At 67.9% G+C, this 19,257-nt stretch carries 17 protein-coding genes; 9 read left to right on the top strand and 8 right to left on the bottom strand.

Features of this window, described 5'->3' with window-relative positions:
* The 6 genes from ACYP33_RS16615 to ACYP33_RS16590 all read left to right on the top strand — a co-directional run.
* Positions 1 to 693: DotU family type IV/VI secretion system protein (locus ACYP33_RS16615; RefSeq protein WP_459622868.1), on the top strand; the 693-nt coding region annotated here is incomplete at its 5' end.
* Between the two features lie 39 nt (positions 694 to 732).
* Positions 733 to 4,785: a type VI secretion protein IcmF/TssM N-terminal domain-containing protein gene (locus ACYP33_RS16610; protein WP_459622867.1), complete on the top strand. Its 4,053-nt coding sequence runs from the start codon at positions 733 to 735 to the stop codon at positions 4,783 to 4,785.
* A 14-nt stretch (positions 4,786 to 4,799) separates the two neighbouring features.
* On the top strand, positions 4,800 to 5,981 hold the full coding sequence (gene tssA, locus ACYP33_RS16605) for a type VI secretion system protein TssA (protein ID WP_459622866.1): 1,182 nt from the start codon (positions 4,800 to 4,802) through the stop codon (positions 5,979 to 5,981).
* 75 nt (positions 5,982 to 6,056) lie between these two features.
* On the top strand, positions 6,057 to 7,010 hold the full coding sequence (locus ACYP33_RS16600) for a hypothetical protein (RefSeq protein ID WP_459622865.1): 954 nt from the start codon (positions 6,057 to 6,059) through the stop codon (positions 7,008 to 7,010).
* Between the two features lie 57 nt (positions 7,011 to 7,067).
* The gene (locus ACYP33_RS16595; protein WP_459622864.1) at positions 7,068 to 8,195 is read left to right on the top strand and encodes a hypothetical protein; all 1,128 of its coding nucleotides are present in this window, start codon (positions 7,068 to 7,070) and stop codon (positions 8,193 to 8,195) included.
* Positions 8,196 to 8,231: 36 nt separating this feature from the next.
* Entirely contained in the window at positions 8,232 to 9,323 is a 1,092-nt protein-coding gene (locus ACYP33_RS16590; RefSeq protein ID WP_459622863.1) for a GNAT family N-acetyltransferase, read from the top strand.
* Between the two features lie 117 nt (positions 9,324 to 9,440).
* Here ACYP33_RS16590 and ACYP33_RS16585 read toward each other — a convergent pair whose 3' ends face one another.
* On the bottom strand, positions 9,441 to 9,833 hold the full coding sequence (locus ACYP33_RS16585) for a hypothetical protein (protein ID WP_459622862.1): 393 nt from the start codon (positions 9,831 to 9,833) through the stop codon (positions 9,441 to 9,443).
* A gap of 108 nt (positions 9,834 to 9,941) precedes the next feature.
* Here ACYP33_RS16585 and ACYP33_RS16580 point away from each other — a divergent pair, with 108 nt between their 5' ends.
* The gene (locus ACYP33_RS16580) at positions 9,942 to 10,217 is read left to right on the top strand and encodes a DUF6150 family protein (protein WP_459622861.1); all 276 of its coding nucleotides are present in this window, start codon (positions 9,942 to 9,944) and stop codon (positions 10,215 to 10,217) included.
* A gap of 16 nt (positions 10,218 to 10,233) precedes the next feature.
* Here ACYP33_RS16580 and ACYP33_RS16575 read toward each other — a convergent pair whose 3' ends face one another.
* The 4 genes from ACYP33_RS16575 to ACYP33_RS16560 all read right to left on the bottom strand — a co-directional run bounded on the left by ACYP33_RS16575 (position 10,234) and on the right by ACYP33_RS16560 (position 14,499).
* Positions 10,234 to 10,497 carry a hypothetical protein gene (locus ACYP33_RS16575; RefSeq protein WP_414449383.1) on the bottom strand — a complete coding sequence of 88 codons (264 nt, stop codon included), beginning with the start codon at positions 10,495 to 10,497 and terminating at the stop codon, positions 10,234 to 10,236.
* A 42-nt stretch (positions 10,498 to 10,539) separates the two neighbouring features.
* A complete protein-coding gene (locus ACYP33_RS16570) occupies positions 10,540 to 11,535 on the bottom strand; it encodes a sigma 54-interacting transcriptional regulator (RefSeq protein ID WP_459622860.1) in 996 nt (331 codons plus the stop codon).
* Between the two features lie 677 nt (positions 11,536 to 12,212).
* A complete protein-coding gene (locus tag ACYP33_RS16565; RefSeq protein WP_459622859.1) occupies positions 12,213 to 13,352 on the bottom strand; it encodes a porin in 1,140 nt (379 codons plus the stop codon).
* A gap of 238 nt (positions 13,353 to 13,590) precedes the next feature.
* The gene (locus ACYP33_RS16560; RefSeq protein ID WP_414445585.1) at positions 13,591 to 14,499 is read right to left on the bottom strand and encodes a choline ABC transporter substrate-binding protein; all 909 of its coding nucleotides are present in this window, start codon (positions 14,497 to 14,499) and stop codon (positions 13,591 to 13,593) included.
* Between the two features lie 574 nt (positions 14,500 to 15,073).
* Between ACYP33_RS16560 and betI the strand changes: the two genes are divergently transcribed.
* Positions 15,074 to 15,670 carry a transcriptional regulator BetI gene (gene betI / locus ACYP33_RS16555; protein WP_414451950.1) on the top strand — a complete coding sequence of 199 codons (597 nt, stop codon included), beginning with the start codon at positions 15,074 to 15,076 and terminating at the stop codon, positions 15,668 to 15,670.
* Between the two features lie 40 nt (positions 15,671 to 15,710).
* Here the strand turns inward: betI and ACYP33_RS16550 are convergent, their stop codons facing one another.
* Positions 15,711 to 16,304, bottom strand: coding sequence for a LysE family translocator (locus ACYP33_RS16550; RefSeq protein ID WP_414449404.1), 594 nt, complete (start codon positions 16,302 to 16,304; stop codon positions 15,711 to 15,713).
* Positions 16,305 to 16,406: 102 nt separating this feature from the next.
* On the opposite strand from ACYP33_RS16550, the gene ACYP33_RS16545 reads away from it, so the two are divergent.
* The gene (locus ACYP33_RS16545) at positions 16,407 to 17,297 is read left to right on the top strand and encodes a LysR substrate-binding domain-containing protein (protein WP_414449405.1); all 891 of its coding nucleotides are present in this window, start codon (positions 16,407 to 16,409) and stop codon (positions 17,295 to 17,297) included.
* 58 nt (positions 17,298 to 17,355) lie between these two features.
* Here ACYP33_RS16545 and ACYP33_RS16540 read toward each other — a convergent pair whose 3' ends face one another.
* Together ACYP33_RS16540 and galU are read right to left on the bottom strand one after the other, a co-directional pair.
* Complete coding sequence (locus ACYP33_RS16540; RefSeq protein ID WP_414449406.1) at positions 17,356 to 18,159, bottom strand: LabA-like NYN domain-containing protein; 804 nt, start codon at positions 18,157 to 18,159, stop codon at positions 17,356 to 17,358.
* A gap of 155 nt (positions 18,160 to 18,314) precedes the next feature.
* Positions 18,315 to 19,208, bottom strand: coding sequence for a UTP--glucose-1-phosphate uridylyltransferase GalU (gene galU, locus ACYP33_RS16535; protein WP_459622858.1), 894 nt, complete (start codon positions 19,206 to 19,208; stop codon positions 18,315 to 18,317).
* Positions 19,209 to 19,257 lie beyond the last annotated feature (49 nt).

The raw sequence follows: 19,257 nt of genomic DNA, 5'->3' as shown, positions 1-19,257 counted from the left end.
GCGCTCAGGCGCGCCCAGGCCGAGGGTCGCATGGCCGCCCATCTGGCCGGCGACGGCGGCGCGCTGCCCACCACCGGCGCCGAGTTCGCGGCGCGCGCCGCCGCCCGGCTGCGCGCGCTGCTGCAACAGCAGGCCCGCCGCTGCACCGAAACACCCGGCACCGAAGACAGCCGGCTCGAACAGCAGGCGCTCTATCTGATGACCGCGCTGGCCGACGAGATCCTGATCTTCGAACTCGATTGGGCCGGCCACGACGCCTGGCTCGACGTGCTGCTCGAACAGTCGATGTTCGGCACCGGCAACGCCGGCTCGCGCTTCTTTGCGATGGCCGAGGCGCTGGTCGAGGCGAGCCTGCCCACGCCGCGCCACGTCGATCTGGCGGCGGTGTTCCTGCTGGCGATGGAACTCGGCTTTCGCGGCCGCTACCGCGCGCGTCAGGCGCAGCCGCACCTCGACCGGATTCGCGAGCGCCTGTTCCAGCGGGTCAGCGCCGCCGGCGCGAGCCCCGACGACGACGGCCCCGCGTTCGCCCAGGCCTATGCCTACCCGCTCACCGGCAACCGCGACGAACGGCTCGCGCCGGTGTCGCCGTGGCGCAACCTCGGGCTGTACGGGCTGGCCGCCTTCCTGGTGCTCGGCGTGGTGACGTGGCTCGTGCTGATGCACCCGTTCGAACGATTCCTGAATTCCTGATCACCCGATGGCCCGCGTGGCCGAGGCCGGAGCGCTTCCGTGAACGTATTGCAACCTCTCACCGCCTGGCTCAAGGCGCAGACCGGCTGGACGCTCGACCCGCACGCGCTGCAGCTCGTGCTGACCGGCGCGGCGGCGCTGGCCGTGCTCGCCGTGGCGGCGAAGCTGGCCGCCACGCTGTGGGTCAAGCTCAAGCCGCTGCTGAAGGCGCCGGCCGTGCCCGCGCTGTGCGGCTGCGAGCCGGCCGCCGCCACGCGCAAGCCGGGCTGGATCGCGCGCGCCTCGCTCGCCATCGATTACCTGCACACCCGCCGCGAGTGGCGCTACGGCACGCCCTGGCTGCTGATGCTGGGCCAGGCCGGCGCGGGCAAGACCAGCCTGCTCGAATCGATCGGCCCGGCGCACACGCAAGCGCTCAGCGAGCATCAGCGCACGCTCGCGGTGGACGGCGCCACCTGGTATTCGCTCGACCGCGGGCTGGTGCTCGACCCGGACGGCAGCCTGCCCGAAGCGGCCGCGCGCGCCGCGCTCGACGGCAACGCGGCCGACGAACCGGCCGCGCGCCGCTGGCGCAAGACGCTCGACCAGCTCGACGCGTTGCGCCCCGAGCGCGCGCTCGACGGCATCGTGTTGACCGTGTCCGCCGCCACGCTGCTTGGGGGCGGCCCCGCGCGCACGCTGGCGGTGGCGCAGAACACGCGTCAGCAGTTGCGCACGCTGGAGGAGCGGCTCGAATTCGCGCTGCCGGTGTACGTGATCGTGACCGCCTGCGATGCGCTCGACGGCTTCGCCGCGTTCTGGCGCTCGCAAACGCCGCAGCGGCGCGACGAGATGGTGGGCTGGTCCGCGCCGAGCCAGGCCTTCGAGACGCCGCCCACGCAATGGGCCGAGCCGATCTTCGCCGAGATCGACAGCCAGTTGCGCGCCTTGCAGGTGGAGGCCGCCGCGCACTGCGAGCGAATCGCCGCGCACGACGCCGACGCGCTGTTCCTGTATCCGAGCCGGTTCGCGCAGTTGAGCACGCCGTTCCAGCAGTGGCTGTCGGTGGTGTTCCAGGTGTCGGCGTGGCAGACCGGCTTCTTCCTGCGCGGCGTGTATTTCACCGGCGCGATCGCGGCCGACGGCGAGCGCGTGGCCCCGCTCGACGACACGCGGCGCGACGTGGCGTTCGTGCACGGCCCCTTGCTCGACAAGGCGCTCGCGGAGCGCCATCTGGCGCGGCCCACCCGGGCCGGCGTGTGGTCGCGCAACCAGTTGATCCGCCGCGTGCAATGGGGCTGCGTGGCGGGCTTCTCGCTGCTGTTGCTGGCGTTCGTGGTGCGCGCCTGGCAGCTCGACGACCAGATCGGCCGCGTGACCGACGCGCTGCGCCGCCTGCAGACGCTGCAAGCCGCGGCGCCCGCGGCGGGCTGCGTGGCGCAGGCGCCCGTCTATCAGTTGATCGACGACGTCGCGCGCATCGATGCCGATGCGCATAGCTGGCTGCTGCCGATGTCGCTGATCGATTCGCGCCTGTCGAGCCAGAGCGCGCGGCGGGTGGCCGACGACGCGTTCCGCAGCGTGATCCTGCCCGGCCTGGCGTGCCGGATGTCGACGCAGGCCTACGCGCTCGGTGCCGACGCCAATCGCGGCATCGACGCGCGGCTCGACTACAGCGGAGCCGCCGCGCAACTGCGCGGCTTCGTGCAGCAGGCCGACCGCTACGAACGCAATGCGAGCCGCTTCCAGCGCCTGCTCGGCAAATCGCCGTATGCCAAGGAGCGCACGCCGCTGCCCGGCTTTCTCGAACTGGTGGAGTACGCCTACGGCGCACCGCTCTCGCCGTATCTGCGCACCCGGCCCGGCCTGCTGCCGGCCGTGCTCGCGAGCCTGAACGCGGCCGATTTCCCCGGCAGCTACGGCACGCCGCCGCAACTGAAGCAGAACGTCAGCGACCATATCGTCGCGCTGGCCGCGCAGACGCGCGACCTGACCCAGGCCGAACTGCAATCGGGCGTGACGCTGCTGGGGCAGTTGCAGGCGCGCACGCTGCCGATCCTCGCGCACGTCAAACAGTTCACGCACTGGCTGAACTGGATTCGCACCGACTGGCTCGGCTCCAGCGCCACGCGCAACCCGATCCTCGCGGCGCAGGCGCAACTGGCCGCCAGCCTGCGCCCGCTGATCGACGACGACGGCTACCCGGCCAGCGTGCTCGCGCAAGCCACCGCTCAGTTCGATGCCGCCGGCCAGTATCCGCTCGCGATGCAGACGCTGAACGCGATGTCGCTGCCCGGCTACGGCCCGCTGTTCGTCACCACCAACGGCGCCGCCGCGCTGAACCCCGCGATGCAGAACGAGCTGACGGGGCTCGACGCGCTCGGCAGCCTCGGCTACATGGCGATCGACCCGGTCGCGCCGTTCGCCTGCGCCAACAACGACATGGCGAACTGGAGCCAGGGCCTGCTCAAGGATGCGAACCAGTATCCGGCCGACTATCAGACATTCATCGCCCAGCCGATGCTCAAGGGCGCGCAGCCCGATGCGCTGTATCGCCAACTGGCCCGCTACCAGCTCGAACTGGCGATGAACAACAGCCTGCAACTGGCCCAGGCCGCCGCCAACCTCGCGCCGGGCAACCCCGACGGCACCACGGCCGACGCGCAGCAAAGCGCCGACAGCGGCAATTTCGCCAACCTCTCGCCGCTGCTGCTCGGCGTGGAAAAGCAGTTCCGCACGCTCGGCATGGCCGGCAGCGCCACCCAGATCACGCAGTGCGCGCATCAGTTCGCCAACAGCCAGCTCGGCCGCATCGCGCAACTGGCCGACCAGAGCCAGCTTTATCAGCCGGCGTTCCAGCCGGCTTCGTCCGATCCCGACGCCAGCTTCTTCGACCTCGGCAGCACGGCCGTGATCACCGACACGCTGTCGCGCCAGGTCAGCCGCGTGCAGGTGCTGGTGGGCTATGCGCAGCCGGTGCTGAACTATCTGGCGCAGGCCGAGCCGGGCGCCTCGAACGCCGGCGCCAACACCTCGAACGCGGCCTACTGGACCCACACCGCCAACGAACTGACGCGCTACACGCAGGGCAAGGACCCGAACTCGCAGCCGGCCGTGCTCGACACGCTGTTCATGAAGCTGTTGCCGTCGCTGCAGAACGGCAACTGCGGCGAGCAACTGGCCGGCTACGACGCGCCCACGCTCGGCAACGACCTGTTCTCGAGCCATCGCGGCCAGTTGATGCAAAGCGTGCAGATGCGCTGCAAGGGCGAGCGCTACGCGCAGGCGCAGAACGCGTGGCTGCCGGTGGCGAGCCGCTTCACTCGCGATCTGGCCGGCCGCTATCCGTTCGGCTCGCTCGATGCGGACGACGCGAGCTTGGCCGCCGTCAAGGGTTTCCTGGTCGACTACGAAGGCCGGCGCGCCGCGCTGCAGAAGCAGGTGGCGGGCCTCAAGGACCCCTACTGGAAAAACGTGCGCGCGTTCCTCGCCCAACTCGATCAGGTGGACGATTTCCTGGCGGGCAACCTGGTGGCCGCCGGCGACGGTTCGGCATCGTTGAGCCTGAACGTCAATTTCCGCGCGCTGCACGCGGGCGCGAACGGCAGCAACCAGATCGGCGAGATGAACCTGATGTCGGGCGCCAAGGGCATCACGTTCCCGAACGGCGGCGCGAGCCTCGACTGGCAGTTCGGCGAGCCGCTGGTGCTCGACCTGTCGTGGGCCGGCCTGTCGCTCTGGCGGCCGTCGCTGGCGGTCAGCGCGCCCGATCTTCAGGTGGACGGCAATACCGCCTCGTTCGCGGCGGCCGGCAACTGGGCGCTGCTGCGCCTGATCGAGCGGCATCGCCCGGTGGCCGACCCGGCTTCCGACCCGCGCGACCCGGCTCGCTCGCTGCTGCAATTCGACGTGCCGGTGCTCGATGCGAGCAAGCCGGGCAGCCCCGCGAGCGATACCGCTCACGTCTACATCGGGATTCGCATGTCCAACCCGGCGGCCGGCGCGGCGGCGCCTGCTTCGGCGCCTGCTTCGGCTTCGTCGGCAAGCCCGACGGCCAAGCCCGGCGCGCTGCTGAAGCTGCCGCCGGCCTTCCCGACCACCGCTCCTCAATGAATGGAAACCGACTCATGAACGATGCCCTCTATCTCGCCGCCGACACGCATTTCAAGGAACACCTGCATCTCGGCCTGGACGCGTTGCTCGCGCCGATCGACGCCCATGCGCCGTGCGGACGCCCCGCGCGCGAATCGCGCAGCTACGGCCAGATCGCCCAGGAACGTCGGCACGACGACCCCTCGCTGCCGATGGGCGCCTGGGAGCGCGACCTGAAGCGCGCCGACTGGCTCAAGGTCAGTCATCTGATCGTCCAGATGCTGGCGCTCCAGAGCAAGGATCTGCAACTGCTCCAATGGCTGTTCGAGGCGCAGGTCAAGCATCACGGCATCGCCGGCATCGCGCCGGCCCTGACGCTCACGCGCGAGATGTGCACGCGTTTCTGGGATCCGATCCACCCGTTCCCCCATGGCGGCGACTACGAGCATCGCGCCAACATCCTGCGTTCGATCGCCGACAAGCATCTGGGCGTGCTGCGCCTCGCGCCGCTGATCCAGCACGCCGAGCGCAGCTATGGCTGGGCGGACTGGGAGCGTGCCCGCTACCACGCCCAGGTGCGCGTGTCGCGCGGGCGCCTCGACGCGGCACCCGAAGGGGCGACGCTGGACCAACTGCAAACCGCGCTGGCCGATACGCCGAGCGACGCGCTGGCCGCCACGCATGCGGAACTGGCGCGCGCGCTGGCCGCGCTGGCGTCGCTGGGCGCGAGCGTCGATCCGCTGTTCGGCGCCGAGGCGCCGAGCCTCGGCAAGCTGGCCGACCTGCTCGAACAGATGCGGGCGTTGTTCGTCGGCGAGCTGCACAAGCGCGGCATCGAGCCGCCCGGCTTCGCGCCGGCAACCGCAGCGCCCGCTGCGCAGGCGCAGGCGGCGTCCGAGGCCGGCGGGGAGCCGGACGCCGCGACCGATCCGGCCTCGGAGCCGGCCACGGACATCGCGTTCGCCGCGGCCCCCGGCTTGGCGGCCGACGTGCTGCGCGATCGCGCCGATGCCTACGCGCGTCTGGCCGAGATCGCCGCGTTCCTGATGCGCATCGAGCCGCACAGCCCGGCGCCGTACCTGGTGCGCACGGCCACCGAATGGGGCCGGCTCTCCACGCCGGAGCTGTATCGCGAGGTGTTCCTGCGCTTGGGCGGGCAGTTGAACATCTTCGAGATGCTGGGCATCGAGGCCCCGAACCCGGGCGCGGCGCAGTAACGCGCGTCGTCGATTCGAACCACGCCGGCGAGGCAGCCGGCTCCTGTCCCGTCATGTCATGTCCGGAGGATTGCGATGTTTCCGAAGAAGCCCGATTACACCTCGCGCGGCCGAAAGCTCGATGCGAAGGTGCCGGATAAACCCGCCAAGCGGGACAATCCGCTCGGTGCGCCCGTGGAGAGACGCCAGCGCGCCAACAGCCTGCGGCGGCTGCCGACGGAACATTTGATGGAGCTGGCGCACACGCATGACAGCGTCCACGTCAGACAAGGCGCCGAGCGGGAAATCGGGGTGCGCCACGACCTCGTCGCGGAAAGCAGTGCGCAGTTTTCCGGAGGGGGCCGGCCGAAAATGAATGCGCTTGGCCCGGTCGGCATGCGGGAAGTGACCGCGATGCGCTTCGCCTCGAGCATGGCGGAAGAGGCGCAGGACGAGGTGAATCGCGAGTACAAAAATCCCAGGGACATGAGCCAGGTGGGGCAGATCGGGGTGGCCAACGTCGGCGGCCATCTGGGCGTCGGGTTTTCAGGTACGCAGGACGGCATGGCGCACACCCGCGCCGTCGAGCAGCGCATGCTGGATCTGCAGAAGGACTACGGGGACAACGGCCTGGCCGCGCACTGGAGCGGGCGACTGGAAGGCGTTGCCGTCTCCGACGTGTTCGCGGACAAATCGGACCTCAACATCTGCGCCGCGAAGCGCGCCTCGCATGTGGCGAGCAGCGTCGCGAACGCCGCGAACGGGTCGCCCCTGTCGCCGATCCAGCCCGTGCATCGGCGCGATATTGCGCCGCCCGATTCGTTGATCGAAATGATGAGCCCCGCCACGAGCGGGCGCGGCAACCTGTTGAGCGATTTCAGCGCCGCGCAGAAGCGCCGTGGGTCCGCCGTGGCGCCGGATGTCGCGCTGTCGCCGGCGATCAGCGGCCGGCCGCGCAGCAAGAGCGTCGACAGCATGGCGAACTCCTGCGACATCTGCATGGGCGAGCACGATCACCATATGGAAAAGCGCTTCAACCACGGCAAATGAACGTCCCACATGCGCGGTGCCGGGCGCACCCCGCTTCATGAAACCAGGAGGTAAGCCATGCCTTATCGCTACGTCGACCACACGATGAACCCCACGCAGGTGAATCGGCAGGTCAGCTACGGGCCGACCGCCGACATCGCCCCGTTGGATCAGCAGCGCTTGCAGAATCATTACGGCACGCCGCAGGTGCTCGCGCGGGTCACGCAGTACAGCACGCGTCACGCCACCTACGTGGCGGCGGCACAGGCCGGCAACCGGCCGCTCACCATCCAGGAGGATCAGGCGCGCGTCACGGGCAGGCAGGCCACCCACGCCTCGATCAACCATGTGATCGCCTCGGGTACTGGGCAGAACCTGCTCAACGAAGGCACGCTGTCCTTCCAGACCGGCCAGGCACGCGTGAATCAGCATTGGAATGCCGCCATCGGGCCGATGGCGCCGGGGCGCTTGCAGGCGCGCATGAACGTGATGCACGGCATCGCCGAGCAGGCCGCGGCGGTGGGCCGGCAGCAGGGTTACTCGCGCGCGATCATCAACGAGCGCGGCAACGAACCGTTGAACAACACGGCCACCAACCGGCGCATCTACGGCAACGCGCAAGCCGGCCAGCGGCTGCAGGTGCAGCCGACCCGCGACATGGCGTTGCAGCACACGCTCACGGCGTTTCAGGGCGCGACGCCGAACGCCCGCGTGCGCGCCTATCGCGACGTGCTGCGCATGACGTTCGACTCCCCCGGCAACCTGCGGGTGGGCGACGAGTACGGCAACAACCTGGCCCGTACCGGTATCGACATCCCGCTGCGGGCCGACGGCCTGACGCCGACGGCGCATGGCCAACGGCTGCTGAACGCCCACGCGACCTATGCGCCGCCCCGGCTGCACGCGCCGAATCGCACGTTTACGATCGACCAGAACAACGTGCGCGTATCGAGCAGCATGGAGGAGCCGAACCCGGGGGTGCGGAACGGCAAGCGCCCGGCCACCTATCAGTTGTCCGCGCCGCCGACCACCAAGAAACCGAAGCTGAATCCTCCGAGCGCACCGTCGGGCGGCATTCCGACCATGAAAACGGGTGGTTTCACGTTCGCCCCGTCGCCCTTTTCGGCGTTCGGCCAATCGACGTCGCCGGTCACGGCCCGCCCGATCTTCCGCGTGAAGGGGCCGCGCAAGATCACGTCGATCTGATCCCGTCGCCGCCACCGGACGCAAGGCCCCTCCACCATGCAACTTGCCCCCGCCTCCGACGCCCGGCCCGCGTCGCCCGCGAACGATGCATCGCCGGCCGACGCCACGCCGCTCGCGCGCCTGCTCGGCGATCTCACGCACGCGGACTGGCCTGCCGACGCACTGGCGGCTCACCTGCCCGGCGTGCTCGATCACGCCGACGCGCTGGCCCCGGCGAGCCGGCTGGATTGGCTGATCGGCTTGCGCCAGGCCTGGCAACGTGCTCCCGAGGCGTTCCCGCCGGCCGCGCGCCGCGACCTGCTCGATCTGGCCGCCGCTTGGGGCTGCTGGCCGCTCGCGATCGAGGTCGGCCAGGCCTTGTTGTGCGTGCAACGTCACGACGCCGCCGTGCTCGACCGGCTCCGCGATGCCTATCACCAGATGGGCGAACCCGACGCCGCGTTCGACGCGAGCGTGGCGCTGCAACTGGCCTGCCCCGCGCAGCTGGCCCATGCGGCCCGCCACCGCGAGCTGGTGGCATGGCGCGACTGGCGTGCCGGCACGCTGCCGGCCAGCGAACCCGCGCACGCAGGCGACGTGCTGCGGCTCGAACCGCTCGGCCATCATCATCGCGACGATTTCGGCTGGCAGTACGACGATCCCGACATCGCCGAGCTATGCAGCCTGCCGCATTTCGAGAGCCGCGCGGCGTGGCACGACTGGCTCGACGGGCTGCACCGCTTCGGCGACAACCCCTGCGCGGTGCTGCATCGTCATTGGGGCTTGATCGGCTTCGTCGGGTTGTCGCTGCAGCGCGGCGTGGGGTGCCTCTATTACTGGATCGGACGCGACTTCCAGGGGCACGGCTTTGGCACGCACGCGGCTTCGATGTTGCTGGCCGCCGCACATCGGCATGCCGGCATGGCGGTGTGTTACGCGAAGGTCTATGCGTACAACCTGCCGTCGCGCAGGACGCTGGAACGGATGGGGTTCGGCGACACCGGCATTCGCGGCGCGGCGCCGTACGACGATCAATGGTTTTACCGGGTCGGGCCGCACGCGGACGCGGGGCGCGTGGCCGACGAGCTGCACACGCTGCTCGACGATCTCGATTCGGAAGTGCGCGCGGCGATACCGTTGCGGGGCTGAAGCCGGCACCCTGACGGCTCGGCTGTCGCTCAGGTTGCTCGACGATCTCGATTCGGAGGTGCACGCGGCGATACCGTTGCGGGGCTGAAGCCGCTGCCCGCCCCGCTCGTGTGTCGCTCAGGTGTTGTCGTCTCGCGCGCCGGACAGGTTCGGCACCTCGAGCGGATGCGCGCCGGTGCCCGCCGGATCGGCCTTGCGGGAGGCAGGCAGTGCCGATTCCCCACCGCCACCGCCGTTGAGACGATCCTGCACGGCGCGCGGCAGGTGATGCGACAGGATGGTTTGCGTGCGACGCGGCAACGCGAGTTCGATCGAGGCCGGCGGCGCCTGGCGCGGCGAGCGGCCCGCGCCACCTGCCGCGGCGATGGTGGCCGCGCGGCGATCGGTGTCGCCGGGATCGCGCGTGCCGAGCACGGGGCGCGTCGCGCCGTTCGGCACGATCACCTCGACGCGATGGGCATCGCCGCGCAAGCGCAGCGTGGGCGGCGGAAACGGCTTGTTCTTGGGCATGACGCAGGCGATGATCCGGGGTTCGGGGGCCGACGCGAGCGCCGGATTCGACAACACCACACAACGCGGGCGCGGTTGACGCCCGTTTCACATTCAGGAACCGATTCGATGGCTCGAATCTATCAAGCTGCCAGCATGGGCGAAGCGACCGTGCGTATCGCCCTCACCTCGCGCGGCGAAGCCGACCTGCTGGTGTACCGCGTAACCAGCATGGGCTACGCCCATGGCGATGCGCTCTGGTACATCACCCGCGACCGCCACAATGCCACCGCCATCGTGTATTTCTGCAATGTCGGCATGGCGGAAATCAAGGCGTGTTTCGTCGACAGCCAGGGTGAAGCGGGCTGGCAGCGGGAATCGCGCTTCAAGGGGCGTTTGCGTTGAAGGGGGACGGGCGCGCTCAGTGCCCGGCATCGCCTTCCGGCGGGTGATCGCCTTCGCGCCGCACGCGCCACAGCGTGCGGTTGCCGATCGCCACGCGGGCGACCACGCCGCGCGCGCGCAAGGATTCGAGCGCCGCGAGCGTGACGTCGATCGACTCCTGCGCGTCGTGCGCATCGATCCAGAACCGGTGCACGCCCTCGATCGTATCGGCCGCGGCGGGATAGGCCTCGAGATAACGCGCAATGCGGCCGGCGACGTGTCGGACCAACTCGTCATTCATGCGCCCTACCTCGCCGTCGAATCGTCAAGCCGCCAGCTTACCTCAATCACCCATGGCCGCCTGATTCGCGCGCTCCCGCTCCAGGCCGTGCTTGCGCACCAGCTTGCCGAACGCACTGCGCTCTTCCCCCGCCAACCGCGCGGCATGCGAGAGATTGCCGTTGGCGCGCGCCAGCAGCCGGCGCAGATAATCGACCTCGAAGCTGGCGATCGCGGCCGCACGCTCGGTGCGAAACGGGCGCGGATCGCCGTCGGCGGCCAGGGTATCGGCGCTGGCGCCGGCCTGGCTGGCCGCGCCGAGCCGCACGCCGGCATCCTCGCTCATCAGCACGGCGCGGTGCACGGCATTTTCGAGCTCGCGCACGTTGCCGGGCCAGGTGTGCGCGCGCAGATAGGCCTGTGATTGCGGATGGAAATGCAGCGCCGGCTTGGCGTAGCGCGTGCGCAGCCGCGCCAGGAACGCCTCGGCCAGTTCGAGCGCGTCGCCGGTGCGTTCGCGCAGCGGCGGAATGCGCAGGGTGACCACGTCGAGCCGGTACAGCAGGTCGCGCCGGAACTGGCGCGCGTCCACCCGTTCGAGCAAATCGGCGTTGGTCGCGACGATCACGCGAACGTCGGCCTGGCGTGTTTTCGCGCCGCCGACGCGGCGGTAGCTGCCGTCCTGCAGGAAGCGCAGCAGCGCCGCCTGGGCTTTCAGGCCGAGCGCGTCCACCTCGTCGAGGAACAGCGTGCCGCCTTCGGCCTCGCCGATCAGGCCGTCGCTGACGAGCTTGGCATCGGTGAACGCACCGCGTTCGTGGCCGAACAGTTCGCTCTCCACCAGCGCCTCGGGCAGCGCCCCGCAATTGACGGGCACGAACGGGCCGTGCCGCCGCGCGCCGAGATAATGCATCGCGCGCACGGCCAGTTCCTTGCCCGTCCCGGTCTCGCCGAGCACGGTGACCGGCACGTCGACGCTCGCGATTTTCTCGATCTGCTGCCGCAGCGCCGCCATGGCCTCCGACGATCCGATCAGGTTGAGACGGGTGAACTGATTCATACGCACTCCAAAGCTGGTGCCGATGACCCGTGACGACGCGCAGGCAACTGGCGTCGCGGCAGATCCGTTTATTGTCGGGCGGTGGAGTCCAGCCACGGAACCGGGTGAAAAACGACCCACAATTCACCGGTAACGAACGCCCCCGTAACAGCACCGACTTATTCGGCACTCAGCGTCCCGCGCGGCCCCAATGCTAATTAAATTCGACCGGAGTGAGAAGCCCGATCAGAAAAAAATCGACGGCAATCCGTATTGCATTGCAGCGGCCCGGCGCATGCGCAACCGGTTGTAATCGGAATGCAATGTGGCGTAATGGAACCCCAGCCGGCCTCTCTCGACGCAGCCGAACCCTTGGATTACGGGGCTGCGCGCGAAAACTTTAGGCGATTCGAGAAAATTGTCGCGATGCCTCGGTCTTGCGCGGATGCAGTTCGATCACAACCCCGCCGCGCAAACGATTATCCGATCCCAATTTCGCGTAAATCCATATCAATTTCAAATCTCACTGCTGCCTATGCATTAAATCTCTTTTTGTTTTTATATTCGGAGAATCGGCAAATATGTTTGAAATTTCCACTATGGCGCGGAGGGTAAATGGTGTACTCGATGCGAATGATGGTGCGAATCGGCGGCGGGCGGCGCCGAGGCGTGGGTCCGTGGGCGCCGCCCTCGCTTTCTCAGAACGAATGCGTCAGCCCCACCCGCGCGACGATCTGATGCGAGTTCGACGACACCCCGGCCGAGCCCGGGATATAGGCGTTGTCGAGCGCGAAGCCCGCCGGGCCGCCGTTCACCTTCTGATACACGGCCTGCGCATACAAGGCGGTGCGCGCCGACAGCGAATACTGCGCCATCGCGCCGAGCTGGTTCCAGTGCAGCGACGCGGCCGCCCCGCCCTGGCTCAGATGCGCCATCGTGTAGGTATACATCCCGGCCACGAACAGCGCGGGCGTGAGGTTGTACTTGATGTTGGCCTCGAAGTTGTCGAAGTTCAGGCCGTCGTTGTTCGGCCCGAGCGAATCCACATAGATCGACGAGGTCGGACGTTGCAACGCAACGTGCGTCCAGGTGGTCGAGATCACGGCCTGGCCGATGCCGTAGCTGCCCGCCACGCCGTAAATCTTCTCGTTGGCCGCCACGAACCCGTAGTCATCCGAAGCAATCGCGCCACCCGCGGTGGTGCCGGGCGACGACAGGTCCTCGTACACCGCGGCCAGCGACAGCGTTGCATAGTGATACTTGATGCCGGCCGCGTAGATCCGGTTGCCGGCGAAGCCGGGCTGGTTGCCGAAGCCGTACAGGCCGGTGACCGACAGCCCGTGGAATTCGGGTGACAGGTATTTCACCGAGTTGTTGGCATGGAACGATGCATCGGTGTTGTCGTTATCCACCGGGTGCGAGAACAGGAAGCCGCCCCAGTTGCCGTTCGCCGTCATCAGGCCGATGGTGTCGGTCACGGTGTCGAACTGGCGCCCGAGCGTCACGGTGCCGAGCGTGGCCGATTCCAGCCCCACGTACGATTGATAGCCGAATTCGCGGCCGCCGTAATAGGCCTTTCCGTTGTCGAGCATCACGCCGCTCTCGAGATCGAAGATCGCGTGCACGCCGCCGCCGAGATCCTCCGAGCCCTTCAAACCCCAGCGGCTCGTCACCAGATCCACGCTGGACGTCTGCCAGGCCTTGCTGCCGTTGGCGTTGCTGGTCAGGTTGATGCCCTCGTCGAGCACGCCGAACAGCGTGACGCTGCTTTGTGCATACGCGCTGCCGCTTGCCGCGGCCAACATGCCGAACGTGACACCCCATGCCAATCGTTTCATGACGGACCCCTGTCGAGTAGGTTTTATGAATTGATTCGTATTGCGAACTGATTGATGCGTCGCACCGCGTGGCGCGGCGTGGCGCGGCTTGCTGAAGATGGGTGAAGCGAGGTATGGCTGCGCGCCGAGGCAGCCGGTTTTTCAGGCGCCGCGCGACGGCGGCGTCAGGTCGATGCAATGGGCGCCGTGCGCCGCCCGCCTGCGCGGCGTAGCGGCCCCGCCCACTGCGCGGTGGCGTTCAGTGCGCCGCGAGGTAGGCCTTGACGGCCGGCAGGCCCGGCTTGCCGTCCAGCGTGGTCACGCCGGCCAGCCATTTGTCGAGCACGCCGGGGTTGGCCTTGAGCCAATCGGTGGCGGCCTTGTCGGGCGAAACCTTGTTGGTGATCGGCAGCATCACGTGGTTCTCGATGTCGGTCGTGAATTGCAGGTTCGACACGAACTTCGCCACGTTCGGGCAGCGCGCGGCGTAATTGGTCGGCTCGACCGTCATCACCTTCGCCTCGCCGAAGTTCGGGCCGAACACGTCGTCGCCGCCGCTCAGATAGTTGATCTTCATCTGCACGTTCATCGGATGCGGTTCCCAACCGAGGAACACCACCCACTGCTTCTCGCGCACCGCGCGATTGACCTGCACCAGCATGCCGGCCTCGCTCGATTCCACCAGCTTGAACTTGCCCAGGCCGAACTGGTTGCTGCCGATCATCTTCTCGATCAGGCGGTTGCCGTCGTTGCCCGGCTCGATGCCGTAGATATGGCCCTGGAGCTTGTCCGCGAACTTGGCGATGTCGGCGAACGAGCGCAGCCCCGCCGCATATTCGTAATCGGGCACGGCCAGCGTGTATTTCGCCCCGGTCAGGTTCGGCGTGGGCAGCACCGTGAACGAATGCGCCTGCACGAACGGCGCGACGATCGGGTCCATGGTGGGCGACCAGTAGCCGAGGAACACGTCGATCTGCCCGCTCTTGACGCCGGCGAACGTGATCGGCACCGAGGCGATCGTCTTGGTCGGCTTGTAGCCGAGGCCGGCCAGCACGCTCGATGCGAGGCCGGTGGTGGCGGCGATGTCGGTCCAGCCGACATCGGCGAAGCGCACGGCGGAGCACGCCGCCGGGTCGGCCGCCTGGGCCGGCGCGGCCAGCGCGCCCATCAACGACACCGCGCTCAACGCCTGAACGGCGCCGGCTGCCTTGAATTGCTTGAATCGCATCAACATGAAGGACTCCCGTACGTATTGGAGGTTATCGGCATGAGGGAGCCGGCTTCCCGGCAACCTGCCGCGGGTTGGCTCGCGCCGAGCCCGTGGCGGCCTGCGCGGTGCAAATCCCATGTATCGAATCATTCGTGGAATCAATTCGGCGCAGCGGAGGTTTTGCGACAAAAGCTTTTCCAAATGCGACTTCACTGTTTTTATGAAAGCCTTGTGCAATAAGGTCTTTTATTGAACGTGTCTTCAACTTTCGGAAATCGAACCGGCATGGCGCACGGCCCGCGCCTTGGCCCGGGCGGTGCGCCCCGCCAGGCGCGGCATCGGAATCGTAGCGCGATGGCGCCCGATCGACACCCGGTTTGCGTTGGCGCGAGGCAAGCGCCGGATCGGCCCGCGTCGAACCCGCCGCCGTGGCATGCGCCGCTTGCCGCGCCGTCGCATCGGCATTGCCCATTGTTCGGGATTCAATGTCCGCATAAGATTGGCGCCTGTTCGAGAACCCAGGCGGATCGCCATGCCAAAAATCGGAATCCGCGAAGTGCGGCGCGCGCAATTGATCGATGCGACCTTGCAGACCATCGAGCACGAAGGTTTGTCCGGCACCACGCTCGCGCTGGTCGCGCAGCGCGCCAATATCTCGACCGGGATCGTCAGCCATTATTTCGGCGGCAAGGACGGCCTGCTGGAAGCCACCATGCGCCACATCCTGCATGACCTGTGGACGGCCACGCAGCGCCGCCGCCTCGCGGCGCGCGCCGAGCCGCGCGCACGGTTGCGCGCCATCGTCGCGGCGAATTTCGATGTGTCGCAGGTCAGCTCGCCCGTCATGAAGACATGGCTCGCGTTCTGGGCGGAGAGCATGCACCAGCCCACGCTGGGCCGGTTGCAGCGATTGAATACGCGGCGGCTTTATTCGAACCTGTGCGCCGAGTTCAAGCACGCGCTGCCGGTGGCGGCCGCCCGGCGCGCAGCCACCGGCCTCGCCGCGATCATCGACGGCCTGTGGTTGCGCGGCGCGACGGCCGGCCAGCCGTTCGACACGAAATCGGCGTTGCGGGTGGCGAACGACTATATCGACCTGCTGCTCGCAGGCAGCACCCACGAGGATTGACGGACTTTCACGGGAAACGGAGCGAAACGGTTCGGCATCCTCATCGCCAGGTCAGCACCACCGACCCCGCCAGCAGTGCCCCCAGCACCAGATTGAGCGCACGCCACTGACGCGGCGTGCGGAACACGCGCGCCAGCAGCGCCCCGAGCGAGCACCACAGCGCCAGCGATGCGCTCGCCGCCACGGCGAACGACACCGCCAGCAGCAGCGCGAGCCCGCCGGGGGTGTTCGCCAGCAGTGCGAACGATGCCGCCGCGCCCACCGTCATCGCCCAGCTTTTCGGATTGAGCCACAGCAGCAGCGCGCCATTGACGAGCGTGATCGGCTGCGCCGGCCCCTCGCCCGCGTTCATCGGGCCGCTGCGCGCGATGCGCCAGGCGAGCCACAGCAGATAGGCCGAACCGATCGCCTTGACCGCCGTTTGCAGCGCCGGCATCGCCAGCAGCACGCTGGCCAGCCCGAGCGCGGCAAACGCCGCCAGCGACGCCAGCCCCAGCGCGATCCCCAGCATCAGCGGAATCGAGCGCAGGAAGCCGAAGCGCGCGCCGGACGCCGTGGCCAGGGTGGTGGCGCCGCCGGGCGTGACGGTCGCCACCACGACGAACAGAAACAGCGGAGCGTAAGAGGCAGCCATCGGTACGAATCCCGTCGATCGAAAGCGATGACTGTACCGAGCCGCCATCCATCAGGAAAACCAATAATTTTGATGCGATGCATTACGCTGCATAATGCGTCGATGACGCGAAACCTCGATCTCGATCTGATCCGCACCTTTGTGGCCGTTGCCGACAGCGGCGGCATGACCGTCGCCGCGAACCGGCTGCACATGACGCAAGGCGCCGTGAGCCAGCAGGTCAAGCGCCTGGAGGACGGGCTCGGCTGCCTGCTGTTCGTGCGCCAGACGCGCAAGCTCGCGCTGTCGCGTCAGGGCGAGACGTTTCTGGTCAAGGCGCGCCAATTGCTGCATCTCAACGACGAAATCTGGGCCGACATGCAGGCCGATGCGTTGCGCGGCAGCCTTCGAGTGGGCGTGCCGTTCGATCTCGTCACGCCGCTCGCGCCGGCCATGAAGGCGTTCGCCGAAGCGCATCCGCAGGTGGAATTGTCGCTGGTGTGCGCGGCGTCGGCCGAGCTGGGCGACGCGCTGGATGCCGGCCGGGTGGACGTGGCGCTGGTCGAATCGGTCGCGAGCGAGGCTGCCGGCGAAGTGATCCGCATCGAACCATTGGTGTGGGTGACGGGCCGCGGCAGCGACGCATGGCAGAAGCGGCCGTTGCCGCTGTCGATGGTGGACGAGCGCTGCGCGTTCCGCCCCTGGGTGCTCGGCGCGCTGGCCGAGCGGGCGATCGCCTGGCGCACGGTGTTCGAGAGCGGCAGCATCGAGGCCACCGCCGCCACGGTTCGCGCGGGGCTGGCCGTGACGGCGTGGCTCGTGTCGACGGTGCCGGCCGATCTCGAAACGCTCGCGCCGCATGCGGCCGGCTTGCCGGTGTTGCCGCCGTTCGCGATTTGCCTGCGAACACCCGCGCCGCCGGCCGAGGCGCAGCCGGCGGCGCTGGCGTTCGCGGCCTGTGTGCGCGAAGCGATGGCGAGCGAAGGCGGCGCGCGAGTGGCGAAGATTGCGTGATGCGAAGATTGCGGGAGGCGGAGTGACGGACGGCAGGCGGCGAGCCTGAGCCCGCCGCTCAATTCACCAGCACGATCCGCTTGGCCTCCGGCAAGCCATCCGGCTTGGCCGGCTCGACCAGGTCGAACTCGAACACATACTGGCGCGACGGCAGCTTCGAGATGATCTGCGGGTCCACCAGCGACGCCGTGCGGAAATACGCGCCCTTGGTTTCGCTGGCCGTCACGATCGACGCACGCGGCATCTCGGGCCAGAAATTGAGGAAGCCGCGCCCTTCCTGATGATCGAAGCGGTTGCACGCGCCGCGCACGCGGCTGCCGATGCTGCCCCAGCGCGCACGCGGATCGGGCGAGCTGTCGGTCGACAACAGCCCCGGCACCAGATAGCCGTTGATGTATTGATCGGCCGCATCACGCAGCTCGCGCGACACATTGCCGAAGCCGAGAATCTCCACGCGGCAGCCCTTGCTCTGCAACGCGCGCACCACCTGAACGAAATCGCCGTCGCCGGTGACCAGCATCACGGTGTCGAGCCGTTCGGATTCCATCAGCACGTCGACGGCCATGTCGAGATCGGCGTTCGACTTCGACACCTCGTTGCCTTCGTCGTCGGTGAAATGCTTGACGTGCTTGACCGTGACACGGAAGCCCTGGTCGCGCAGCGCCGACTGATAACCGAGCGCCTTCGCGCTGTATTCCGGCGACTGCTCGGCACGCTGCAGGTCGTAGGCGATATACACGTTCAGACGTTGCGCGAAGCCTTCCGCGCGGCACGCCAGCTCGCGCAGCGCTTCATAGCGCATGCCGTGGCCGCCGTTCATCCCGATATTGCTTGCGTCGACATACACGCCGATCCGTCTCATTCAGTTTCTCTAGCGATTCAGTTTTCAAGGCAGGGAGTGTAGCGCACGCGTGGGCCGCGCCGATAAGCGCGAGATCAAACAGGGACGCGCACCGGCCGGCGCGGGCCGCCCGGTGCGGGAGTGGAAATCTTCCGACGAATATGATGCAACGGCCGTCAGGACAGGGCCACGGCCGGTTGGGCTTGCAGGAATTGCTGCAGGTAGGCCTCGAATTCCGCCTTGACCTCGGGGTGACGCAGCGCAAATTCGACCGTTGCCTTCAAATAGCCGAGCTTGCTGCCGCAATCGAAACGCGTGCCGTGATACCGGTAGGCCAGCACCTGCTCCTCGGTCAGCAGCGATTGCAGCGCGTCGGTCAGTTGCAGTTCGCCGCCGGCGCCGGGCTGCAACGCGCGGATATGGCGGAAGATCGTCGGCATCAGCACATAGCGGCCCACCACGCCGAAATTCGACGGCGCATCGGCCGGCGCAGGCTTCTCGACGATGCCGGACAGCTTGATCACGTTGTCGCCCCACAGGCGGCCGTCCACCACGCCGTACGAGGCGCTTTCCTCGCGCGCGATGGTTTCGACGCCCACCACCGAGCTGTGATAGTGATCGAACATCTCGATCAGTTGCTTCACCACGGGCGTCGGGCCGTGCAGCAGGTCGTCGGCCAGGATCACCACGAACGGGCTGTCGCCTATCAGCTTCTCGGCGCACAGCACGGCATGGCCGAGCCCGAGCGCGGTGGCCTGGCGCACGTAGAAGCAATCCACGTTGGCCGGCTTGATGTTGCGGACGATGTCGAGCAGCTTGTGCTTGTTGCGCGCCTCCAGCTCGGCCTCGATCTCGTAGGATTTGTCGAAGTGATCCTCGATCGCGCGCTTGCTGCGGCCCGTCACGAAGATCAGCTCGGTGATGCCGGCCGCCACCGCTTCCTCCACCGCATATTGAATCAGCGGCTTGTCGACGATCGGCAGCATTTCCTTCGGGCTGGCCTTGGTGGCCGGCAGGAACCGCGTCCCGAGGCCAGCGACCGGGAATACGGCTTTGGTGACTTTCAGCATGGCGGGGTTTCCCACATCGGTTGAATGTTCCGGACTGCAGAAGACGGCG

The sequence above is a fragment of the Burkholderia sp. 3C genome, from assembly GCF_054589155.1.
This window is presented reverse-complemented; position numbering and strand designations above follow the sequence as displayed.

What these genes read in the sequence shown, in the direction of transcription:
- ACYP33_RS16570 (WP_459622860.1), bottom strand. Translation starts at nt 11,535, where the DNA reads ATGAATCAGTTCACCCGTCTCAACCTGATCGGATCGTCGGAGGCCATG.
- ACYP33_RS16585 (WP_459622862.1), bottom strand. Translation starts at nt 9,833, where the DNA reads ATGCCCAAGAACAAGCCGTTTCCGCCGCCCACGCTGCGCTTGCGCGGC.
- ACYP33_RS16560 (WP_414445585.1), bottom strand. Translation starts at nt 14,499, where the DNA reads ATGGGCGCGCTGGCCGCGCCGGCCCAGGCGGCCGACCCGGCGGCGTGC.
- galU (WP_459622858.1), bottom strand. Translation starts at nt 19,208, where the DNA reads ATGCTGAAAGTCACCAAAGCCGTATTCCCGGTCGCTGGCCTCGGGACG.
- ACYP33_RS16595 (WP_459622864.1), top strand. Translation starts at nt 7,068, where the DNA reads ATGCCTTATCGCTACGTCGACCACACGATGAACCCCACGCAGGTGAAT.
- ACYP33_RS16580 (WP_459622861.1), top strand. Translation starts at nt 9,942, where the DNA reads ATGGCTCGAATCTATCAAGCTGCCAGCATGGGCGAAGCGACCGTGCGT.
- ACYP33_RS16540 (WP_414449406.1), bottom strand. Translation starts at nt 18,159, where the DNA reads ATGAGACGGATCGGCGTGTATGTCGACGCAAGCAATATCGGGATGAAC.
- ACYP33_RS16590 (WP_459622863.1), top strand. Translation starts at nt 8,232, where the DNA reads ATGCAACTTGCCCCCGCCTCCGACGCCCGGCCCGCGTCGCCCGCGAAC.
- ACYP33_RS16550 (WP_414449404.1), bottom strand. Translation starts at nt 16,304, where the DNA reads ATGGCTGCCTCTTACGCTCCGCTGTTTCTGTTCGTCGTGGTGGCGACC.
- betI (WP_414451950.1), top strand. Translation starts at nt 15,074, where the DNA reads ATGCCAAAAATCGGAATCCGCGAAGTGCGGCGCGCGCAATTGATCGAT.
- tssA (WP_459622866.1), top strand. Translation starts at nt 4,800, where the DNA reads ATGAACGATGCCCTCTATCTCGCCGCCGACACGCATTTCAAGGAACAC.
- ACYP33_RS16565 (WP_459622859.1), bottom strand. Translation starts at nt 13,352, where the DNA reads ATGAAACGATTGGCATGGGGTGTCACGTTCGGCATGTTGGCCGCGGCA.
- ACYP33_RS16575 (WP_414449383.1), bottom strand. Translation starts at nt 10,497, where the DNA reads ATGAATGACGAGTTGGTCCGACACGTCGCCGGCCGCATTGCGCGTTAT.
- ACYP33_RS16545 (WP_414449405.1), top strand. Translation starts at nt 16,407, where the DNA reads ATGACGCGAAACCTCGATCTCGATCTGATCCGCACCTTTGTGGCCGTT.
- ACYP33_RS16600 (WP_459622865.1), top strand. Translation starts at nt 6,057, where the DNA reads ATGTTTCCGAAGAAGCCCGATTACACCTCGCGCGGCCGAAAGCTCGAT.